The sequence below is a fragment of the Ruegeria sp. F11 genome, assembly GCF_056533855.1.
Genome location: NZ_JBQFOW010000001.1, coordinates 331655 through 348934 on the forward strand (window position 1 = coordinate 331655; position 17280 = coordinate 348934).

The following is a 17280-nucleotide window of genomic DNA, read 5'->3' on the forward strand; positions in this document are numbered from 1 at the left end:
TTGAGAGACACCGCCCGGATGATCCCCGAAGAACGTCTTGAACAGATTACACAGCGTTTCCAGTACCTCGAGGCTGCCATGGCCGATGGTGCCTCGGGCGGTGATATCGCGACGCTGGCCAAGGAGTATTCCGACCTTAAGCCGGTGGTCGATCAGATCACCGCGTGGCGGCAACTGGTCGCCGATCTGGCCGAGGCCGAAGCGATGCTGGCCGACCCGGACATGAAGGAACTGGCGGAAGAGGAAATCCCCACGCTTCAGGCACAGATCCCCGAGGCCGAGCATGCTTTGCAACTGGCGCTGCTGCCCAAGGACGCGGCGGATGCGCGCCCCGCGATGCTGGAGATTCGCCCTGGCACCGGGGGCGATGAGGCGGCTCTGTTCGCGGGTGATCTGCTGCGGATGTATCAGCGATACGCCGAAGCGCGGGGCTGGCAGTTTGAGATCATTGAGGAACAGGCTTCAGACCTGGGCGGCATCAAAGAAGTGGTGGCCCACATCAAGGGCGACAACGTCTTTGCCCGGATGAAATACGAATCCGGCGTGCATCGGGTGCAGCGCGTGCCCGAAACCGAAAGTGGCGGTCGCATACATACCTCGGCGGCGACGGTGGCGGTTCTGCCCGAGGCGGAAGATGTGGACATCCAGATCGACGCCAATGACATCCGCATCGACACGATGCGGTCCTCGGGCGCGGGCGGGCAGCATGTGAACACCACCGACTCGGCGGTGCGGATCACCCACCTGCCCAGCGGCATCGTGGTGACGAGTTCCGAGAAGTCCCAGCACCGCAACCGCGAGATCGCGATGCAGGTGCTGAAAACCCGCCTGTATGATCTGGAACGCCAGCGGATCGACAGCGAACGCTCGGCCGATCGTGCCAGTCAGGTGGGTTCTGGCGACCGGTCAGAACGGATCAGGACATATAATTTCCCGCAAGGCCGCATGACGGATCACCGCATCAACCTGACGCTCTATAAACTGGATCAGGTGATGCAGGGCGATCTGGATGAGGTGATCGACGCGTTGACTGCGGATGATCAGGCGCGGCTGCTGGCGGAGATGGCGCAATGATTGCGGCGTTGACAGCAGCTCAGGCCATGGTGGCTGCGACGGCACGTTTGCGTGCCGCAGGCGTCGAGGACCCGGCGCGGGATGCACGCGTCTTGCTGGCCCATGCTGCGCGGATCGAGGCCAGCCGCGTAACTCTGATCGCGCCCGAGGAACTGTCGCCGGACATCGCCGAGCGGTACGACCAGTTGGTTTCCCTCCGCGCAATCCGCGTGCCGGTGTCGCACCTGTTGGGCGAGCGCGAGTTCTACGGTCGCCGCTTCCGCGTCAGCGGCGACGTGCTGGACCCGCGGCCCGAGACCGAGGCGCTGGTTGAAGCCGCCCTCAGCCAGCCGTTTGACCATGTTTTGGACCTTGGCGTCGGGTCGGGCTGCATTCTGATCACCTTGCTGGCGGAACGGGCCAGTGCATCGGGTTTGGGGGTGGATTTAAGCGAAGCCGCGTGCCTGCAGGCCAGCGCCAATGCCGTGTTGCATGCGGTGCAGGACCGCGTCGAAATCCGCAAATCGGACTGGTTTGCAGCGGTGGGCGGCACGTTCGATCTGATCGTTTCGAACCCGCCTTATATCTCGCTGGCGGAAATGCATGACCTGTCGCCCGAAGTTCGCGATCATGAACCCCGACTGGCGCTTACCGACGAGGGCGATGGGCTTGATGCATATCGTCGCATAGCCGCCGACGCGCCGGATTATTTGGCCCAGGGAGGGCGAATTCTGGTCGAGATCGGCCCGACGCAGGCAAAATATGTCTCGGCGCTGTTTGATGCGGCAGGGCTGGCAGATATCCGCGTGATCCCCGATCTGGACGGCAGGGATCGCGTCGTTGGTGCAACAATGCCGGGTTGATCGGCAGGATTGAGGCCAAAAATCGCCGTTGAATGTAAAAAACCTGCGAAATTGGCGATTACCCTCTTGTCTGTGGGGGCCGGACATGTTTACTCAGGGATAGTCGGAGAGGTTGACGCCGTTCCAGCGCACCCCTGACGCCAAGCCCAAAAAGTCGATGACACGGTACGGGACAAGCTTCTGAGCAGTGCAAGTTACGGGTTGATCGACAGTGAACGACAAGGCTGACGTAAAGTAAGATGAGATCTTCTAAATCCCGCTCGCGGGCCAAGAATAACCGCAATCGTCCTTCCGGCGGCAACGTCGTAAACCGGGTTTTTGACAGCTCCGGCCCCGAGGGCAAAGTGCGTGGCACGCCGCAACAAATCATTGATAAATACAATCAGCTGGCGCGTGACGCTCAGTTGTCGAATGACCGTGTGGCGGCTGAGAATTTCCAGCAGCACGCCGAGCATTACCTGCGGATGCTGAGCGAAGCGCAGCGCGAGATTGAAGCGCGCCGCGAAGAGCAGGAGCGTCAGAACCGCGAACGTCAGGCCGAACGCGACCGCGAACGTGCCGAGCGTCAGGAACGCGAAGCCGCTCGTCAGGCCGACCCGGCCGAGGCCCCGCAGCCCGATGTGATGGATTTTGCCGAGCCTACGGCCGCGCCCGAAAGCGGTCTGGTCGAGACGCCGGAAAGCCAGAACAAACCTGCCGATGGCGAGCCTGCCGAGCGCAAGGAAAAGCAGCCCCGCCGCCCGCGCACCCGCAAACCCAAAGCGGCACCGGCCAAGGAAGAGGCCACCAGCGATAACGGCGACACGTCAGAAGCCGCTGAGTAAATCGCCAGACAAATACGTCAAAAAACCCCGGTCGATGCGCCGGGTTTTTTGCGTTCAGGGTTTGCGGATTTCCCGCGCGAGCGCGCAAAACGCTTCAAGCGGGACCTGCTCGGCCCGTTCCGTGGGTTTGATCCCTGCGGTGGTCAGCCGGTCTTCGATATCCGGGGCCACGCCTTTCAGCGAGGCGCGCAGCATTTTGCGGCGCTGGTTGAAGGCGGCAGCGACGACGCGTGACAGGGTATCGGCGTCGGCTGGGTAGCGGGGTTCGGGCAGGGCGGTCAGGTGTACGACCGCGCTGGAGACCTTGGGCGGTGGCGTGAAAGCTCCGGGCGGCAAGGACATGGCGATGCTGGCATCTGCGCGCCATTGGGCCAGAATTGCCAGACGCCCATAGGCCTTGCTGCCGGGCTGGGCGACGATGCGTTCAGCGACCTCGCGCTGGAACATCAGAGTCAGGCTTTGCCAGAAGGGCGGCCATTCGGGTGGGGTCAGCCAACGCACCAGCAGCTCGGTCCCCACGTTGTAGGGCAGGTTGGCCGCGATGCGGATCGGTGGGGTCAAGAGCGCCAGCGGGTCGATTTCAAGCGCGTCTCCGTTGATCACCTCGAGCCTGCCTGGGTATGCGGCGGCGATCTCGTTCAGGGCGGCGATGCAGCGGGTGTCTTTTTCCACCGCGACGACCTTGCGTGCGCCCTCGGACAGCAACCCCCGGGTCAGGCCACCGGGGCCGGGGCCGATCTCGAGCACGTCACATTCGGTCAGGTCCCCGGCCTGCCGGGCGATCTTGGCGGTCAAGTTGAGGTCCAGCAGAAAGTTCTGCCCCAGCGATTTGCGGGCAGACAACTGGTGGGCGGCGATGACTTCGCGCAGCGGAGGGAGGGTGTCGATGGCGCTCATGCCGTTATCGTGGCGTGGGTTGGGGGCGGTGCGCCAGAGGTTTTTTGCCTCCGGCGGGGATATTTTCAGACAGGTGAAGCATCAGCGGGTTTGGGCCATGCGGTGGGCGAGTTTCAGGGCCTCGATCAGGCTGGTCGGGTTGGCGATGCCTTGGCCCGCTATGTCGAGCGCGGTACCGTGGTCGGGTGAGGTGCGGATGAAGGGCAGGCCAAGGGTCACGTTCACGCCGCGGTCGAAATCCAGGGTTTTGATCGGGATCAGGGCCTGATCGTGATACATGGCGATGGCCGCGTCATAGCGGGCGCGGGCGGCGGCGTGGAACATGGTGTCGGCGGGATGCGGGCCGGTGACGGTGTAGCCATCGGGCTGCAGGTCGGCCAGCAGCGGGGCGATCCAGTCCAGTTCCTCGGTCCCCATTTTGCCGCCTTCACCGGCGTGCGGGTTCAGCCCGGCCACGGCGAGGCGCGGGTGGGGGATGCCGAACTGGCGGCGCAGGCCGTCGGCGGTGATGGCAATGGTGTCCAGCAGCAGGTCTGGAGTCAATTGGCGGGGCACGTCTGACAGGGCGATGTGGATCGTAGCGGGGACAACGCGCAACTGTTCGCTGGCTAGCATCATCACCACGCGGTTTTGGCCAGCGAGGGCGGCCAGAAACTCGGTATGTCCGGGATAGGAGAACCCGGCCCCGTCGATCAGAACTTTCTTATGGATCGGAGCCGTGCACAGGGCCGATGCAGCCCCAGACTGTACTAGCGCGACGCCGGTTTCGATGGCTTCGATCACTGAGGCCGCGTTTTCCGTGGCGGGTTGGCCCGGTGTGTTCTGCACCGGAAACGCCTTATGCAGAACGGGCAGGGCCGAAGCGCAGGCCGCGATGGCCTGCGAGGCATCGCTGATTTGTTGGGTTGGTGTGCCTGTGGGAAGGTGGGACACGTCTCCGATATAGAAAAACGAGCAGGTGCCGCGCAGGGCCTCCCACGCTTTTGCTGCGATCTCGGGGCCGATACCGGCGGGATCACCGCAGCTTAGCGCGATGGGGGCGGTCATTGCTCGATGATGGTGGCGTCGGCCCGCAGCTGTTCCAGCAGGCTTTCGGAAAACGCCTGCAGCCGCTGCTGGGTCAGGGCATTGGCCACATCCTCGCGCGAGGTTTCCTCGCCCAGATCGCGGGTCCGGTTGCAGAGCATCAGGAACATCAGCGTCTGCCCGTTGTTGCGGGTCAGGGCTGTCGAGACCTCATTCCGGTCCAGTTTGGCCAGTTCAAGCGCCACGTCGCGGGGGATTTCCGAGGGGCTGGCGGTAATCCGCTCCAGTACGTCGGCGGGCTGGTCCTTGGCGATGCCGTAGAGGTCATCGCAGGTGTCGACTTCTTCCCGCAGCCGCGCGGCCGAGGCGAGGCCGTCGGCGCTGCGACCGCCGGGCAGGTAATAGATGGCATAGTCGATTTCAGAGAAACGCGGCGCGCCGGTCGACACTTCACGCAGGCCGCGCATCTGGAACAGCGCCACAGCGTTCGGCAGGCTGAGTGGATCGGTGATCTCTCCGTCCTTCAGGCCCAGGATCACCGGCTGCAGTGCGGGCGGTAGGCTCGAGATGTTCAGCCAGTCCAGCCGACCGCCATCGTTGCGGGTTGCTGCGGCGGAATACTGGGTTGCGGCAGCGGCAAAGGCATCGAACCCTTCCAATTGCGAGATTTCTTCGGCCAGAAGCTCGGTTTGTGCCACCGTCTGCGGGTTCACCGGTATGATGACCTCGGACAGCAGGACCTGCAGCCCGCCGCCGCCGGTTTGCCCAAGTGCGCGGTTGATTTCGTCTTGCGTCGGTCGGGCCTGTGACAGGAAGCGGGCGCTGATATAGTCGCGCCAGGAAAGCTGATCGGCTACAAAATCGCGGACCGTTTCGGGATCGACACCCTGATCGGCCAGAAGTTGCAGGAACTGCTCGGTCGAAAGCTGCCCTCGGGACGCAAATTCATCTATCCCGACCTGCACATCCTCGGCGGCGGTTTGGATACCAGCCTCGCGCATGGCCTGTTTGCGCAGGCGATCGTCGATCAGGGCCTGACGCACCTCGGCCTCGGTCCCGCCGGGTGCGCCCAGAGCGTTCAGGAACTGCTGGCGCTGTTCCAGCTCGTACCATGTGACGATGTCCTGATTTACTCGGATCGCCGGTGAAAATAGGCTTTGTGCTGTCACCTGAGATGTGACACCTGCGACCAGCGCCGTAGCCAGAACCGGCGCGATCACTTTGCGCTGGCGTGAACGAAGAAACCTGAAGATACCTGATATCAACTGCATGTTCTCTTGTATGTCTTACCACCGCCTTCAAGGGCGTATCCTGTTAGCGACAGGGTAAAGCCGAATTCTGTCGAAGGCTCAATAGTCGATGTTGAAGTAAAGCGCCGACTGACAGACATGTTAACCTGAACGCATTCGTTCTGATAGGTCACATCCAGCCCCAGACGAAGGGGTTCGGACTCGCTCAGATCATAACGGGCGAGGCCCCCGGTCCGCCAGTTTTGATCCACCTGATAGCTGCCCAGCAGCAGCAGTTCGGAGATCTCTTCGTTCAGGTTCTCAGCCGGGTCGGGCTCCTGCCAGATATAGCTGCCGACCAATCTGGCTCCTTCCTGTTGCCAACCGCCGCGCAGTTCTGCTTTGGCAAAGCTGAAATCGCCGTTTAGCAGACCGCGGCCTGCCAAAGACCAGCCGTTGGCGGTTTTGATCTGCCCCGCCAGCAGCACATCGGACGACGTGCCCTGCAATCCCGAGGTCAGGTTGAAGTTCGGGTCCGCGTCCGCCCGAAAGACCTGACCGACCGTCGCCAACGCCTGCCAGCCGCCTGCTGCGTACCGGGCCCAGTTCACGCCCAGGACGGCGGTGGTGCCATCCTCGCGCTGGTCCTCTGCCGGGAAGCGGGACAGGGATAGCAGGTTGCCCTGATCGAATTCCTGAAAGGTGCTTTCGTCGTTGGGCACATCGGTGTTCGAGACATGGGTCCACCCGACCTGCGCGATCGGTTCGAGAAACTGGGTCGCCCCGGATTTTTCGCGTCGGGTCATCGGGTAGCGCAGGGTCAGGGCCGCGCGTGGGGTGGATCGGGTGACCTGATCGGGAAACTGGCTGTCGTTGTGGATGTCGAACGTATCTACCGAGGCTCCGAACTGGGCATCCGCCCGCAGACCGGACGCAAAGGTCCAACTGCGCAGCCACTCGGCGTCGAATGTGGCCCGCGCAATGTCGCGGCCAATGATATCGGTATCGCTGGTGCGTTCATGGGCATGACCGATAAAGGCGAGGCGAACTTCGCCGCCCACCGCATTGGGGAAGAAGCGTTTTTCGTAGTTCAGATCGAAGATACGGGACGGTATTTCGTCCTGATCCTCACTGTCGCGCAGGGTCTCGTAGTGGATGAAGCTTGTTCTGAATGCAGTGTCCCGTTTGATCCGTTCCAGCGCGATTTCACTGCGCAAACGGTCAAAATCGGGCAGCCCGTAGTCAGCAAGATACGCGTCATCTGAGGTTGTGCGCAGGTTGAAAGACAGGCGGTAGTCGTTCTTCAGGTTGAAAGAGCCGTTTGCAAACAGATACCCGCGATCCTGATCCGGCTGGATGTCGTCGCGGGTGAATGCGCCCTCGATCTGAATACGACCGTTCACAAAAGCCTGGCGGTAGCGGTAGCCCAGCGTCTTGGTTCTGGATGACACGTAAGGTGTCAGCGTCAGGTCCCTGTGATCGCCAATCTTGAAGAAGTACGGAACCTGAACCCCGGTTCCCAGTTGCGAGGTGCTGCGGATCGACGGAACCAGAAACCCGGTCGCGCGGTCCAGCGTCGGGTCCGGCAGGCGCAGATAAGGGAAGTAGAACACCGGCAGGTCCAGAACCCGCAATTGCGCACCTTCAAAATAAAGCTGGCGTTCCAATTGGTCATGCGTGACTTTGCGCGCCCTGATCTGCCAGAGCGGCGGCCGTCCGTTCTCGCACACATGGCAGGACGTGGCCGAGACCTTGCTGAACTGAGTATACCGTCCCGCCGCCCGTTTCGCCTGGACTGAGGCGATTTGAACCTGCTGATCGAACACCATCCGCGCGCCAATAAGCAAGCCGTTCTGGATGCCGCTGTCCAACTCACCCGAATCCGCCAGCAGGGTCGATTGCCCGCCCTGATCAATTCGGATGGGGCCTTCGAGAACAAGCTCTCCGGTTTCCTGATCGTAGACTACGCGCTGAGCGGACAGTTTGGTGTCGCCCTGAAATGCCTCGACATTGCCTTCGGCCACCAGCTTGCGGTCATTGGTGATGAAAACACGGTCGGCGACCAGCAGGGCGGGCTGGTCCTGTTCCTGCTGGGCCTCAGCCGGGGCCGTCTGGGCACCAAGGCTAGCGGGGACGGACAAGGCCATTGCGCTTGTCAGCAACAGGGGAAGAATGTGCCGCATCAGCCATCCTCCGCATGTAAAAGCAGGCCGAGTGACAGCAGAATTGCGGCAAAGGGCGGGGCCCAGGCTGCGACGTAGATGGGCAATTGTCCGTTTTCCCCAAGGATTTGCGCAAAGTTGCGCACGAAGTAGATGGCGAAGCCCAGCAACACCGCCGTCAGCACCGCGATGCCGGTGCCACCAAAACGCACATGCCGCATGGTGAAGGCGGCCCCGATCAGGACCATCGAAACCAGAAAGATCGGACGGGCAAGCTGAACCTGCAGCCAGACCTCATACTGCTTGGTCGAAAACCCGGCTTCGCGCAGGTCTTTGATCAATTGCGGAAGATCGTAGACCGAGACCGAGTTCTTCTGACCCAACGTGTCCAGAATGCGGTCGCGCGTCAGCGATGTCGGCAGGTCTAGCCGTTCGTGCTGGGCCGAATTGAACTCGGGGTTCTGGCCTTCTTCCAGATTCCAGACCTTGGCATTGGTCAGCACCCATTTGCCGTCGTCAAGCTGGGCCCGGTCGGCGATGATCTGCTGGGTTGGCTTGCCGTCGCGGGCGAAGGTGATGATGGTCACGTCGTCCAGCCCAAGACTGTCCCCGTTCGAGGTCCCTCGTGCGTGGATCACCGCCTGACCGTTTTCGGCGCTTTGCCGCAGCCAGAGCCCCTCGCTGCTGATCGACAGGGCGGAACTGCCGTTGTTGCGATAGGAATCCGAAAGGCGCTGGAACTCTTCCGACGTGGCGGCGGCGATCGGGTTCAGCAGCGCCACGGCAAACGCGCCGATGGCTAAGGCCAACAGCACCGGCGCGACCAGCGCGCGGATGCCCGACCGCCCGATGGCGCGCGTCACCACAAGTTCGGAGCTGCGTGCCAGACCGACGAACAGCGCGATGGTCGCCAGGATCACCAGCAGGGGCAGCATCTCGCTGATCGCGGCGGGGGTGTTAAGCAGGCTCAGTTGCAGCAATTGCCCGAAGGACAGGTCGACATCGTCGAACCGGCGGACCTGTTCAATCAGGTCGATCAGAATCATCAAGGTCAGGAAAATGCCGCCGATGACGAAGAAGCTTTGCAGAAAGCGGCGGGCGAAGTAGCGGTCAAGGATCACGGGAATGCCCCCGTGGGGCTTGGAAAACGGGGGTTCAGGCCAAAATCGTCCCCGCATCTGAATATGCGCGACGGCGCGTGCCTGCCGTTTCGTGCCACGTCTTTTCCCCCGGACCTGCCAGTTATTTTTGCGCGACCTTACTGCAAATACGGACGGGGGAAAACTGCTATCTGGTCAAGCCGCGCGGTGCGGGCTAGGTCTTGGGGAACAGAATTTCAGGAGTTTGCAATGAGCAGTCTGGTATCAATCCGTTTTCAGGCCTTTGACGTTGACGCTATGGCGCAGGCCGCCGGGCGTGTGGCGGTCATCATCCCGTCCGAGGGCAAGATGGGCCCCGCCGCCCGCCGTGCCAATCGTCTGACCAAGGGGGCCGTCGCCCGGCTGGTCGAAAGCGAAAAGTTTGGCAAGGCCAAGACCGGCGACGTGATCTCGCTGGCGTGGCCTGCGGGGATGGAGGCCGAAGCGCTCGACATTCTGGTCCTTCCGCGCCGCCCTGAACCGGCCGAGGCGCGCAAGGCCGGGGCTTCGCTGGCCAAGTTGGCGGGCGGCAAGGACATGCTGGTGATGGCGGGCAATCAGATCCGGACCGAGGATCTGGCGATGGGCGTCGCGCTGCGCAGCTATGACTTCGATGTGCACAAGACCAAGGACAGCGAAGACCCGGGAACGGTCACGATCAGCCATTCGAAACATGACGAGGCCGAAGCCGCCTTTGCCCCGCTCTATGCAGTGGCCGACGGTGTGCGCATGACCCGCGACCTGACCAACGAGCCTGCAAATGTGCTGACCACCACCGAATTCGCCGACCGTCTGGACGAGATGAAATCGCTGGGGCTTGAGGTCGAGGTTCTGGAAGAAGACAAGCTGGCCGAGTTGGGCATGCGGACGCTGCTGAGCGTCGGGCAGGGCTCGGACAGCCCGTCGAAAGTGGTCGTGATGCAGTGGAAGGGCGGCGACAAGGACGATGCGCCACTGGCTTTGATCGGGAAGGGCGTTGTGTTCGATACCGGCGGCATCTCGCTGAAACCGGCGGGTGGCATGGAAGACATGACCATGGATATGGGCGGCGCAGGCGTCGTTGCGGGTACCATGCGTGCGCTGGCTAAACGCAAGGCCAAGGCCAATGTCGTGGGGCTGGTTGGGCTGGTCGAGAACATGCCCTCGGGCAACGCCACCCGTCCCGGCGATGTGGTAAAGTCGATGAAGGGCGACACGGTCGAGATCATCAACACCGACGCCGAGGGCCGCTTGGTTCTGTGCGATGTGATGTGGTACGCGCAGGACCGGTTCGAGCCGGTCGGCATGATCGATCTGGCAACGCTCACCGGCGCGATCATCATTGGTCTGGGCCATGAGAATGCCGGTGTCTTCTCGAACAACGATACCTTCTGCGATGCCTTCCTGAAATCGGCCAAAGCCGAGGATGAAGGCGCGTGGCGAATGCCGTTGGGCGATGCTTACGACAAGCTGCTCAAATCCCGGATTGCGGATATGAAGAACGTGGGCGGACGGCCTGCGGGTTCGATCACGGCGGCGCAGTTCCTGCAGCGGTTCGTGAAAGAGGAAACGCCGTGGATTCACCTCGATATCGCGGGCGTGGCCTCGGTGTCTGCCGAGACCTCCTATGCGCCCAAAGGCGCGACAGGCTGGGGCGTGCGCGCGCTGAGCCGCTTTGTGCAGGACAATTTCGAGTAAACCCATGGGGGCCGTCTATTTCTACCACCTGACCCGTCAGCCGCTGGAGCACACCTTGCCCGTGTTGCTGGACAAGGCCCGTCAGGCCGGGTGGAAAATCGCCGTGCGAGGCACTGATCCGGCGCGGATGGACTGGCTGGACGAAAAGCTGTGGCTGGGGCCCGAGGACGGGTTCCTGCCGCATGGTCGGGCTGGCAGCCCGCATGATGCGGCGCAGCCGATCCTGCTGACCACCGGGCCCGACGCCGCCAATGACCCGGCATGCGTGATGGCCGTTGATGGCGCGCCGGTCGAGCCGGACGAAGTGGCGGCGCTGGAACGGGTCTGCATCCTGTTCGACGGCAATGACGACGAGGCCAAACAGCACGCGCGGGACCAATGGAAGGCGCTGACCGGCGCGGGCTGTTCGGCGCAATACTGGTCCGAGGAATCGGGCCGGTGGGAGAAAAAAGCCGAGGCCTAGGGGACGGTCGGGCAGATCAACAGGAGAGTTCAGGATGGAAATGAAGCCGCTGGGCCGCACGGGTATTTCTGTGTCAGACCTTTGCCTTGGCACCATGACGTTCGGGTCGCAAACGTCCGAGGATGAGGCGCATCGCCAGATGGATTTAGCGCTGGACGCGGGCGTCAATTTCGTCGACGCCGCCGAGATGTACCCGGTGAACCCGGTGGCCAGAGAAACCGTTGGGCGCACCGAAGAGATTCTGGGCACCTGGAACGCGGCCAACCCCTCGCGCCGTGGCGATTATGTGCTGGCCACCAAACATTCCGGCGCAGGGATGAACCATATCCGCGACGGCGCGCCGATAACCGCGCAGACGATTCCCGGCGCGATCGAAGGCTCGTTGCGGCGATTGCAGACCGGCTATATCGACCTCTATCAGTTTCACTGGCCCAATCGTGGCAGTTACATGTTTCGCCAGAACTGGAATTACTCCCCCTCCGGGCACAACACGAACGAGGTTCTGGACAATATGCAGGGCTGTCTGGAGGCTCTGCAGGCGCAGGTGGACAAGGGCAATATTCGTGCCTTCGGCCTGTCGAACGAAAGCGCCTGGGGCACCGCGCAATGGCTGCGTCTGGCCGAGCAGATGGGTACGCCGCGTGTGGCCTCGGTTCAGAACGAGTATTCCCTGCTATGTCGGCATTTCGACACGGATATGGCTGAACTGAGCGTGCACGAGGATGTTGGCCTGATGGCCTTTTCACCGCTTGGAGCAGGGTTTCTGACCGGTAAATATCAGGGTGGGGTCGTGCCCGATGCCTCTCGCATGTCGCTGAACCCCGAGATGGGCGGGCGCAAGTCCGAGCGGGTGTTTGATGCGGTAGCGGCCTATCTTGAGATTGCCGCGCGGCATGGACTGGACCCGGTGCATATGGCGTTGTCGTGGTGTCGGACGCGGCCCTTCATGATGTCGGCGATCTTTGGGGCGACCTCGGTGGCGCAGTTGGAGCATATTCTGGCCGGGCGTGATCTGGAGCTGTCGCCTGAGGTATTGGCCGAGATTGGGCAGGCCCACCGGGCGCATCCGATGCCGTATTAGGGGGCTCTGCCCCCGTCGCGCGTGCCGCGCGCCTCCCCCGGGATATTTTTGGACAGATGAAGAGGGATCCGGTCAGTGATGGGTGGGTTGGGTACGCTCTTGTCTGAGGTCGCGGGCCGAGAGGCCGTGGGCGGTGCGGAAGGCACGGGCGAAGCTGGACTGCGAGGCGAACCCTGTGGCCAGCGCGACATCCCTCAGCGGCAGGTCTGTGTCTGTGACCAGACGTCGGGCCTCGGCCAGTCGGAGTTGCAGGTAGTGGTCCTGCGGTGTGGTGTTCAGGCGCAGGCGGAACTGTTGCTGCAGGGTGCGGGGGCTTGTGCCCAGCGTGTCGGCGATGTCGGCGAGGGTTAGGGGCTCGTCAAGCGAGGCTTCCATCAGCGCATTTGCTTTGGCGGTCAGGGCTGTGTGGCGATGTGGCGCGCCTGTTCTGCTTTGCGGTTTTGATGGTTCGGATGGGCCATCATAGAGGAACAGACCCGAGACGCGGGCGGCGAAGCCCGCACCGTGGCGGGCCGCGATGATCTGTAGCATCATGTCAACTGCGGGGATTGCACCGCCTGAGGTCATGCGATTGCCCGAGATCGTGAACCGGTCGGGGCGCACGTCGATGTTTGGGAAGCGGTCGGCGAAGTTTTCCAGATCCTCCCAGTGGGTGGTGGCGGCGTAGCCGTCGAGCAGGCCCGCCTCAGCCAGCAGCCAAGGGCCACCGTCAATTCCGGCCATTGCGGCCCCGGTGCCCGCAATCCGGCGCAGCCCGGCGAGCAGGCTGGGGGTGGCGTGGCGGGCCAGTTGGAACCCGGCGACCACGATCATCAGATCGCAGGTCTGCAGGCGGGCCAGCGGGATGCCGGGAACGCAGAGCGCGCTGGTCAGCATCGCAGGCTCCGCCGTGGCGGTCACGTAGTCCCAGTCAAACGCGGGGCGGACTGCCAGACGGTTGGCCGCGCGCATCGGATCAACGGCGGAAGCGAAGCAGAGCGTGTTGCAGTCATCCAGGACCAGCACGGCCGTTTTTAGGGCGCGATGTTCGGGTTGGAGAATATTTTTTGCGGATTTCATCAAGTCTGATTCGCATTCTGGCAAGTGTTTCCCCAAGGCTGCGCCAGACTCGGGCGCGAACGCAAATCGATAGCCGGGGAGAAGTCTGGGGAAAACCCTACGAACAAGCCGGTATAAGCTGGGGAAAACGCCATGCCTCTGGAAATGAACCGCGACGTCTTTATCACCTGCGCCGTCACCGGCTCGGGCGGGACGCAGGATCGCAGCCCGCATGTGCCGCGCTCGCCTGCGCAGGTTGCCGAAAGTGCGATTGCCGCCGCCAAGGCGGGGGCGGCGGTGGTGCACTGCCATGTCCGCGACCCCGAGACCGGCGCGCCAAGCCGCCGGTTGGACCTGTACCGCGAGGTGACGGAGCGGATACGCGAGGCGGATGTGGATGTTGTGCTGAACCTGACGGCAGGGATGGGTGGCGACATCGTTTTTGGCGGGGTCGAGAACCCATTCCCGGTGGCTGACGGGACGGACATGATCGGCGCCTCGGAGCGCGTGGCGCATATTGCCGAGTGTTTACCCGAGATTTGCACCCTGGACTGCGGCACAATGAATTTCGCCGAGGCGGATTACGTCATGACCAACACCCCCGGTGCGCTGCGGGCAATGGGGCAGATGATGACCGATATGGGCGTGAAGCCTGAGATTGAGGCGTTTGACACCGGCCATCTGTGGTTTGCCAAGCAGTTGGTGAAGGAAGGGTTTCTGGAACCCAACGCTCTGGTACAACTGTGCATGGGTGTGCCATGGGGCGCGCCGGATGATCTGAATACCTTCATGGCGATGGTGAACAACGTGCCCGATGACTGGACCTTCAGCGCGTTTTCCCTTGGGCGGCACCAGATGGCCTATGTGGCAGCCACCGTTTTGGCAGGGGGCAATGTGCGCGTGGGGCTGGAGGACAACCTGTGGCTGGACAAGGGCGTATTGGCCGAGAACTGGCAGTTGGTGGAACGCGCCGGGACGATCATTGAGAATATGGGGGCACGGGTGATCGGGCCCGAGGCCGTGCGCGAGAAGTTGGGGTTGGTGAAGCGGGCACAGGTGGCGCCGTGAGAGGACGCTGGAAATTGGGGGCCAGCCCCCAAACCCCCGGGATATTTTTGGCCAGATGAAGAGGCGGATTGTGCGTGAGGGGCAACGGGTGAAAACAGCGGCGATCGTTGGGGGTGGCGTTATTGGCGGTGGGTGGGCCGCTCGGTTCCTTCTGAACGGCTGGGATGTGCGGGTGTTTGATCCGGACCCGGAGGCCGAGCGGAAGATTGGGGAGGTTTTGGACAATGCGCGGCGGTCTCTGCCGGGGTTGAGCGATGTGCCTTTGCCGGTCGAGGGGGCGTTGAGTTTTCATGGCGACATGAGTGAAGCCGTTGAGGGGGCGGTCTGGATTCAAGAGAGTGTGCCGGAGCGGCTGGAGCTGAAACAGGAGGTCTACAAGGGGTTGCAGGAAGCGTGCGATCCGGGGGCGATCATTGGGTCTTCGACCAGTGGGTTTAAGCCCTCGGAACTGCAGGAGGGCGCGCTGCGGCCCGAGCAGATCGTGGTGACACATCCGTTCAACCCGGTTTATCTGTTGCCGCTGGTTGAAATGGTGCCGACGGGGAAGAACGCGCCTGAACTGGTTGCGAGGGCGAAAGACCTGCTTGGTTCGGTCGGCTTCTTTCCGCTGCATGTCCGCAAGGAAATTGATGCCCATATCGCCGACCGGTTCCTCGAAGCCGTCTGGCGTGAGGCTTTGTGGCTGGTCAAGGACGGCATTGCCACGACCGAAGAAGTGGATGAGGCGATCCGCATGGGCTTCGGCATCCGCTGGGCCCAGATGGGTCTGTTCGAAACCTACCGCGTGGCCGGGGGCGAGGCCGGGATGCGGCATTTCATGGCGCAGTTCGGGCCCGCTCTGAAATGGCCCTGGACCAAGCTGATGGATGTGCCCGAGTTCACCGATGAGTTGGTCGATATGATTGCCGATCAGTCGGACGCGCAGTCTGGGATGCACTCGATCCGGGACCTGGAGCGCATCCGTGATAACAACCTTGTCGGTATGATGCGGGCGCTCAAGGCGCAGAATTATGGGGCCGGGGCAGTGTTGAACCAGCATGATGCGCTACTGAAACCGGGGGCGCTGCCGACGTTGGATCAGGCGGATCTGAGCCAGCCGATCCTGACCCTGTCGCGTGCGGTGCCGCTGGACTGGACCGACTACAATGGTCACATGAACGAGACCAAGTACCTTGAGGCTTTTGCCGCCGCCACGGATCGGTTCATGGAGATCATCGGGTGTGACGCGGACTATATCGCCTCGGGCGGCAGCTATTTCACGGCTGAGAACCACATTCGCTATGTGGATGAAGCCCATGCAGGTGCAAGGATACAGGTGCGTACCCAGATGCTGCTGGGGCAGGGCAAGAAGCTGCACGTGTTCCACAGCATGTACGAAGGCGACAAGCTGCTCGCTACGGGCGAGAGCTTTCTGCTGCATGTCAGCCTGGAGACCCGACGCCCCAGCCCGCCGTCACCGCAGATCGAGGCGGCGATGGCGCGCATCGCAGAGGCGCAGGCTGATCTGCCATACCCCGAAGGCGCGGGGGCTGCGATCCGGAAGCCGGTTTAACCCTGATTGGGGCCGCGAATTTGGCGGATTGTGCTGCGCACAGCCTGCCAGTTTTTGGCCTCTTCAGTGTTTCCGGCGGCCTCGCATTCGCGCATTTTCTGGGCGGCTTCCGCCTCGGCCCGGTCGCCATGCGCCGTATACAGCGCACGCGCATATTGAGCGGTTTGTAGTGGGTCCATTCCAGTCATCCTCCGTGTTGTCGCGGAATGTCTGATGGTTCGCGCAGGTCAACTATACAGCAGGCGTGTGCATTTCATACCCCAAGTGTCAGGATGAGAGGTCAACCGCCTCGGCCCGCAACCGTTTCAGGTGCTCGGGGAAATGGCGGGCGGTCATGTCAGCCTCGCGGATCAGGGTGTCGAAATGGCGGGCGAACAGCTCGATCCGGTCGCGGTCGCGGAAGGCCATATAGTGGCTGCCTGCGTAGAATACGCAAAGCAGCGGCCCGAAGATCGTGACGGGGGCCGAGTATAGCCGCTTGGCATCGAACAGATAGATGCGCAGCCGGGGGTATAGCTGTTCGCAGATATCCAGCAGGTGGTCGATCTGTTCCAGGCGCACCTCTAACGGCAGGCCGTCATAGTATCCGACCCCATGCGCGAAGCTGCGGATTTCGAACAACGGCATGGCGATTTCGTAGTCCGACTGCGCGCCGCGCATCCAAGCCAGACGGTCGGAGGATGCCCCGATCGCCTGATCTGCGGTCCGGCCTAGATGCGGGGCGTATTCCCATTCCAGAACGGCGCGGGTTTTCAGCATATCGGGCAGGGTCGCTGGCACATAGCGGATCTTGTAGCCCGCAGCCTGCTGGTGCCATTCGAAGATACGTTCATCGACCAATGCGCGGGGGGCCTCGGTCATGGTCAGGGAACTGGCCAGCAATTCGGCGGCGCTTTCAGGGCGGTCCGACAGGCTGAGCAGCCAGTCCGCCGAAACCCCCAGCGACGAGGCGCAACTGCCTACCACATGGGCATTGGGCAGGCGCGCGCCTTCATCGGTCAGAAGCTGCGAAACGGTCGAACGGTCGACGCCGATGTTGCGGGCGAGGGCGCTTTGGCTGACGTTGCGCTCCTCCATCGCGCGGGCAAGGCGCAGACGAAACTGCGCAGCGCGGTCGCGTTTGTCGATTTTGTCATCCATGTGATGATAAATATCATGATTGATTAGTTTTGTTAATCATATTCAGAATGTGCAGCGGCCGGGCCCGT

At 62.4% G+C, this 17280-nt stretch carries 16 protein-coding genes; 8 read left to right on the forward strand and 8 right to left on the reverse strand.

Annotated elements, in window-relative coordinates; all coding sequences use genetic code 11:
• Window positions 1-18 precede the first annotated feature (18 nt).
• From prfA to ACR0NJ_RS01705, 3 genes are all read left to right on the forward strand, one after another.
• Window positions 19-1074, forward strand: coding sequence for a peptide chain release factor 1 (gene prfA / locus ACR0NJ_RS01695; RefSeq protein ID WP_480815548.1), 1056 nt, complete (start codon window positions 19-21; stop codon window positions 1072-1074).
• The gene (prmC, locus tag ACR0NJ_RS01700; protein WP_480815395.1) at window positions 1071-1916 is read left to right on the forward strand and encodes a peptide chain release factor N(5)-glutamine methyltransferase; all 846 of its coding nucleotides are present in this window, start codon (window positions 1071-1073) and stop codon (window positions 1914-1916) included. The genes prfA and prmC overlap by 4 nt, the downstream gene beginning before the upstream one ends.
• Window positions 1917-2155: 239 nt before the next feature.
• Window positions 2156-2740 carry a DUF4167 domain-containing protein gene (locus ACR0NJ_RS01705; RefSeq protein WP_480815396.1) on the forward strand — a complete coding sequence of 195 codons (585 nt, stop codon included), beginning with the start codon at window positions 2156-2158 and terminating at the stop codon, window positions 2738-2740.
• Between the two features lie 54 nt (window positions 2741-2794).
• On the opposite strand, the gene rsmA is transcribed toward ACR0NJ_RS01705, so the two are convergent.
• From rsmA to lptG, 5 genes are all read right to left on the reverse strand, one after another.
• Window positions 2795-3637, reverse strand: coding sequence for a 16S rRNA (adenine(1518)-N(6)/adenine(1519)-N(6))-dimethyltransferase RsmA (rsmA, locus tag ACR0NJ_RS01710; protein ID WP_480815397.1), 843 nt, complete (start codon window positions 3635-3637; stop codon window positions 2795-2797).
• A gap of 81 nt (window positions 3638-3718) precedes the next feature.
• Complete coding sequence (gene pdxA / locus ACR0NJ_RS01715) at window positions 3719-4684, reverse strand: 4-hydroxythreonine-4-phosphate dehydrogenase PdxA (RefSeq protein ID WP_480815398.1); 966 nt, start codon at window positions 4682-4684, stop codon at window positions 3719-3721.
• Window positions 4681-5934, reverse strand: coding sequence for a peptidylprolyl isomerase (locus ACR0NJ_RS01720; protein WP_480815399.1), 1254 nt, complete (start codon window positions 5932-5934; stop codon window positions 4681-4683). The genes pdxA and ACR0NJ_RS01720 overlap by 4 nt, the downstream gene beginning before the upstream one ends.
• Window positions 5925-8075 carry an LPS-assembly protein LptD gene (locus ACR0NJ_RS01725; RefSeq protein WP_480815400.1) on the reverse strand — a complete coding sequence of 717 codons (2151 nt, stop codon included), beginning with the start codon at window positions 8073-8075 and terminating at the stop codon, window positions 5925-5927. The genes ACR0NJ_RS01720 and ACR0NJ_RS01725 overlap by 10 nt, the downstream gene beginning before the upstream one ends.
• Window positions 8075-9175, reverse strand: a complete 1101-nt coding sequence (gene lptG, locus ACR0NJ_RS01730) for an LPS export ABC transporter permease LptG (RefSeq protein ID WP_480815401.1) — start codon at window positions 9173-9175, stop codon at window positions 8075-8077. The genes ACR0NJ_RS01725 and lptG overlap by 1 nt, the downstream gene beginning before the upstream one ends.
• 228 nt (window positions 9176-9403) lie before the next feature.
• On the opposite strand from lptG, the gene ACR0NJ_RS01735 reads away from it, so the two are divergent.
• Genes ACR0NJ_RS01735 through ACR0NJ_RS01745 form a run of 3 tightly spaced genes read left to right on the forward strand, consistent with a single transcriptional unit; the run spans window position 9404 to window position 12414 of the window.
• The gene (locus tag ACR0NJ_RS01735; protein WP_480815402.1) at window positions 9404-10870 is read left to right on the forward strand and encodes a leucyl aminopeptidase; all 1467 of its coding nucleotides are present in this window, start codon (window positions 9404-9406) and stop codon (window positions 10868-10870) included.
• 4 nt (window positions 10871-10874) lie between these two features.
• Window positions 10875-11333: a DNA polymerase III subunit chi gene (locus ACR0NJ_RS01740; protein ID WP_480815403.1), complete on the forward strand. Its 459-nt coding sequence runs from the start codon at window positions 10875-10877 to the stop codon at window positions 11331-11333.
• Window positions 11334-11367: 34 nt separating this feature from the next.
• Window positions 11368-12414 carry an aldo/keto reductase gene (locus ACR0NJ_RS01745; protein WP_480815404.1) on the forward strand — a complete coding sequence of 349 codons (1047 nt, stop codon included), beginning with the start codon at window positions 11368-11370 and terminating at the stop codon, window positions 12412-12414.
• Between the two features lie 72 nt (window positions 12415-12486).
• Here the strand turns inward: ACR0NJ_RS01745 and ACR0NJ_RS01750 are convergent, their stop codons facing one another.
• Window positions 12487-13473 (reverse strand): GlxA family transcriptional regulator, encoded by a 987-nt coding sequence (locus ACR0NJ_RS01750; protein WP_480815405.1) that lies wholly within the window; start codon window positions 13471-13473, stop codon window positions 12487-12489.
• A gap of 132 nt (window positions 13474-13605) precedes the next feature.
• Between ACR0NJ_RS01750 and bcoG the strand changes: the two genes are divergently transcribed.
• Window positions 13606-14520 carry a 3-dehydrocarnitine:acetyl-CoA trimethylamine transferase BcoG gene (gene bcoG / locus ACR0NJ_RS01755; protein WP_480815406.1) on the forward strand — a complete coding sequence of 305 codons (915 nt, stop codon included), beginning with the start codon at window positions 13606-13608 and terminating at the stop codon, window positions 14518-14520.
• Window positions 14521-14575: 55 nt separating this feature from the next.
• The gene (locus ACR0NJ_RS01760; RefSeq protein ID WP_480815407.1) at window positions 14576-16072 is read left to right on the forward strand and encodes a carnitine 3-dehydrogenase; all 1497 of its coding nucleotides are present in this window, start codon (window positions 14576-14578) and stop codon (window positions 16070-16072) included.
• On the opposite strand, the gene ACR0NJ_RS01765 is transcribed toward ACR0NJ_RS01760, so the two are convergent.
• Entirely contained in the window at window positions 16069-16251 is a 183-nt protein-coding gene (locus tag ACR0NJ_RS01765) for a hypothetical protein (protein ID WP_480815408.1), read from the reverse strand. The two genes, ACR0NJ_RS01760 and ACR0NJ_RS01765, sit on opposite strands and share 4 nt — an antisense overlap.
• An 88-nt stretch (window positions 16252-16339) precedes the next feature.
• A complete protein-coding gene (locus ACR0NJ_RS01770) occupies window positions 16340-17212 on the reverse strand; it encodes a helix-turn-helix domain-containing protein (RefSeq protein WP_480815409.1) in 873 nt (290 codons plus the stop codon).
• Between the last annotated feature and the right edge of the window lie 68 nt (window positions 17213-17280).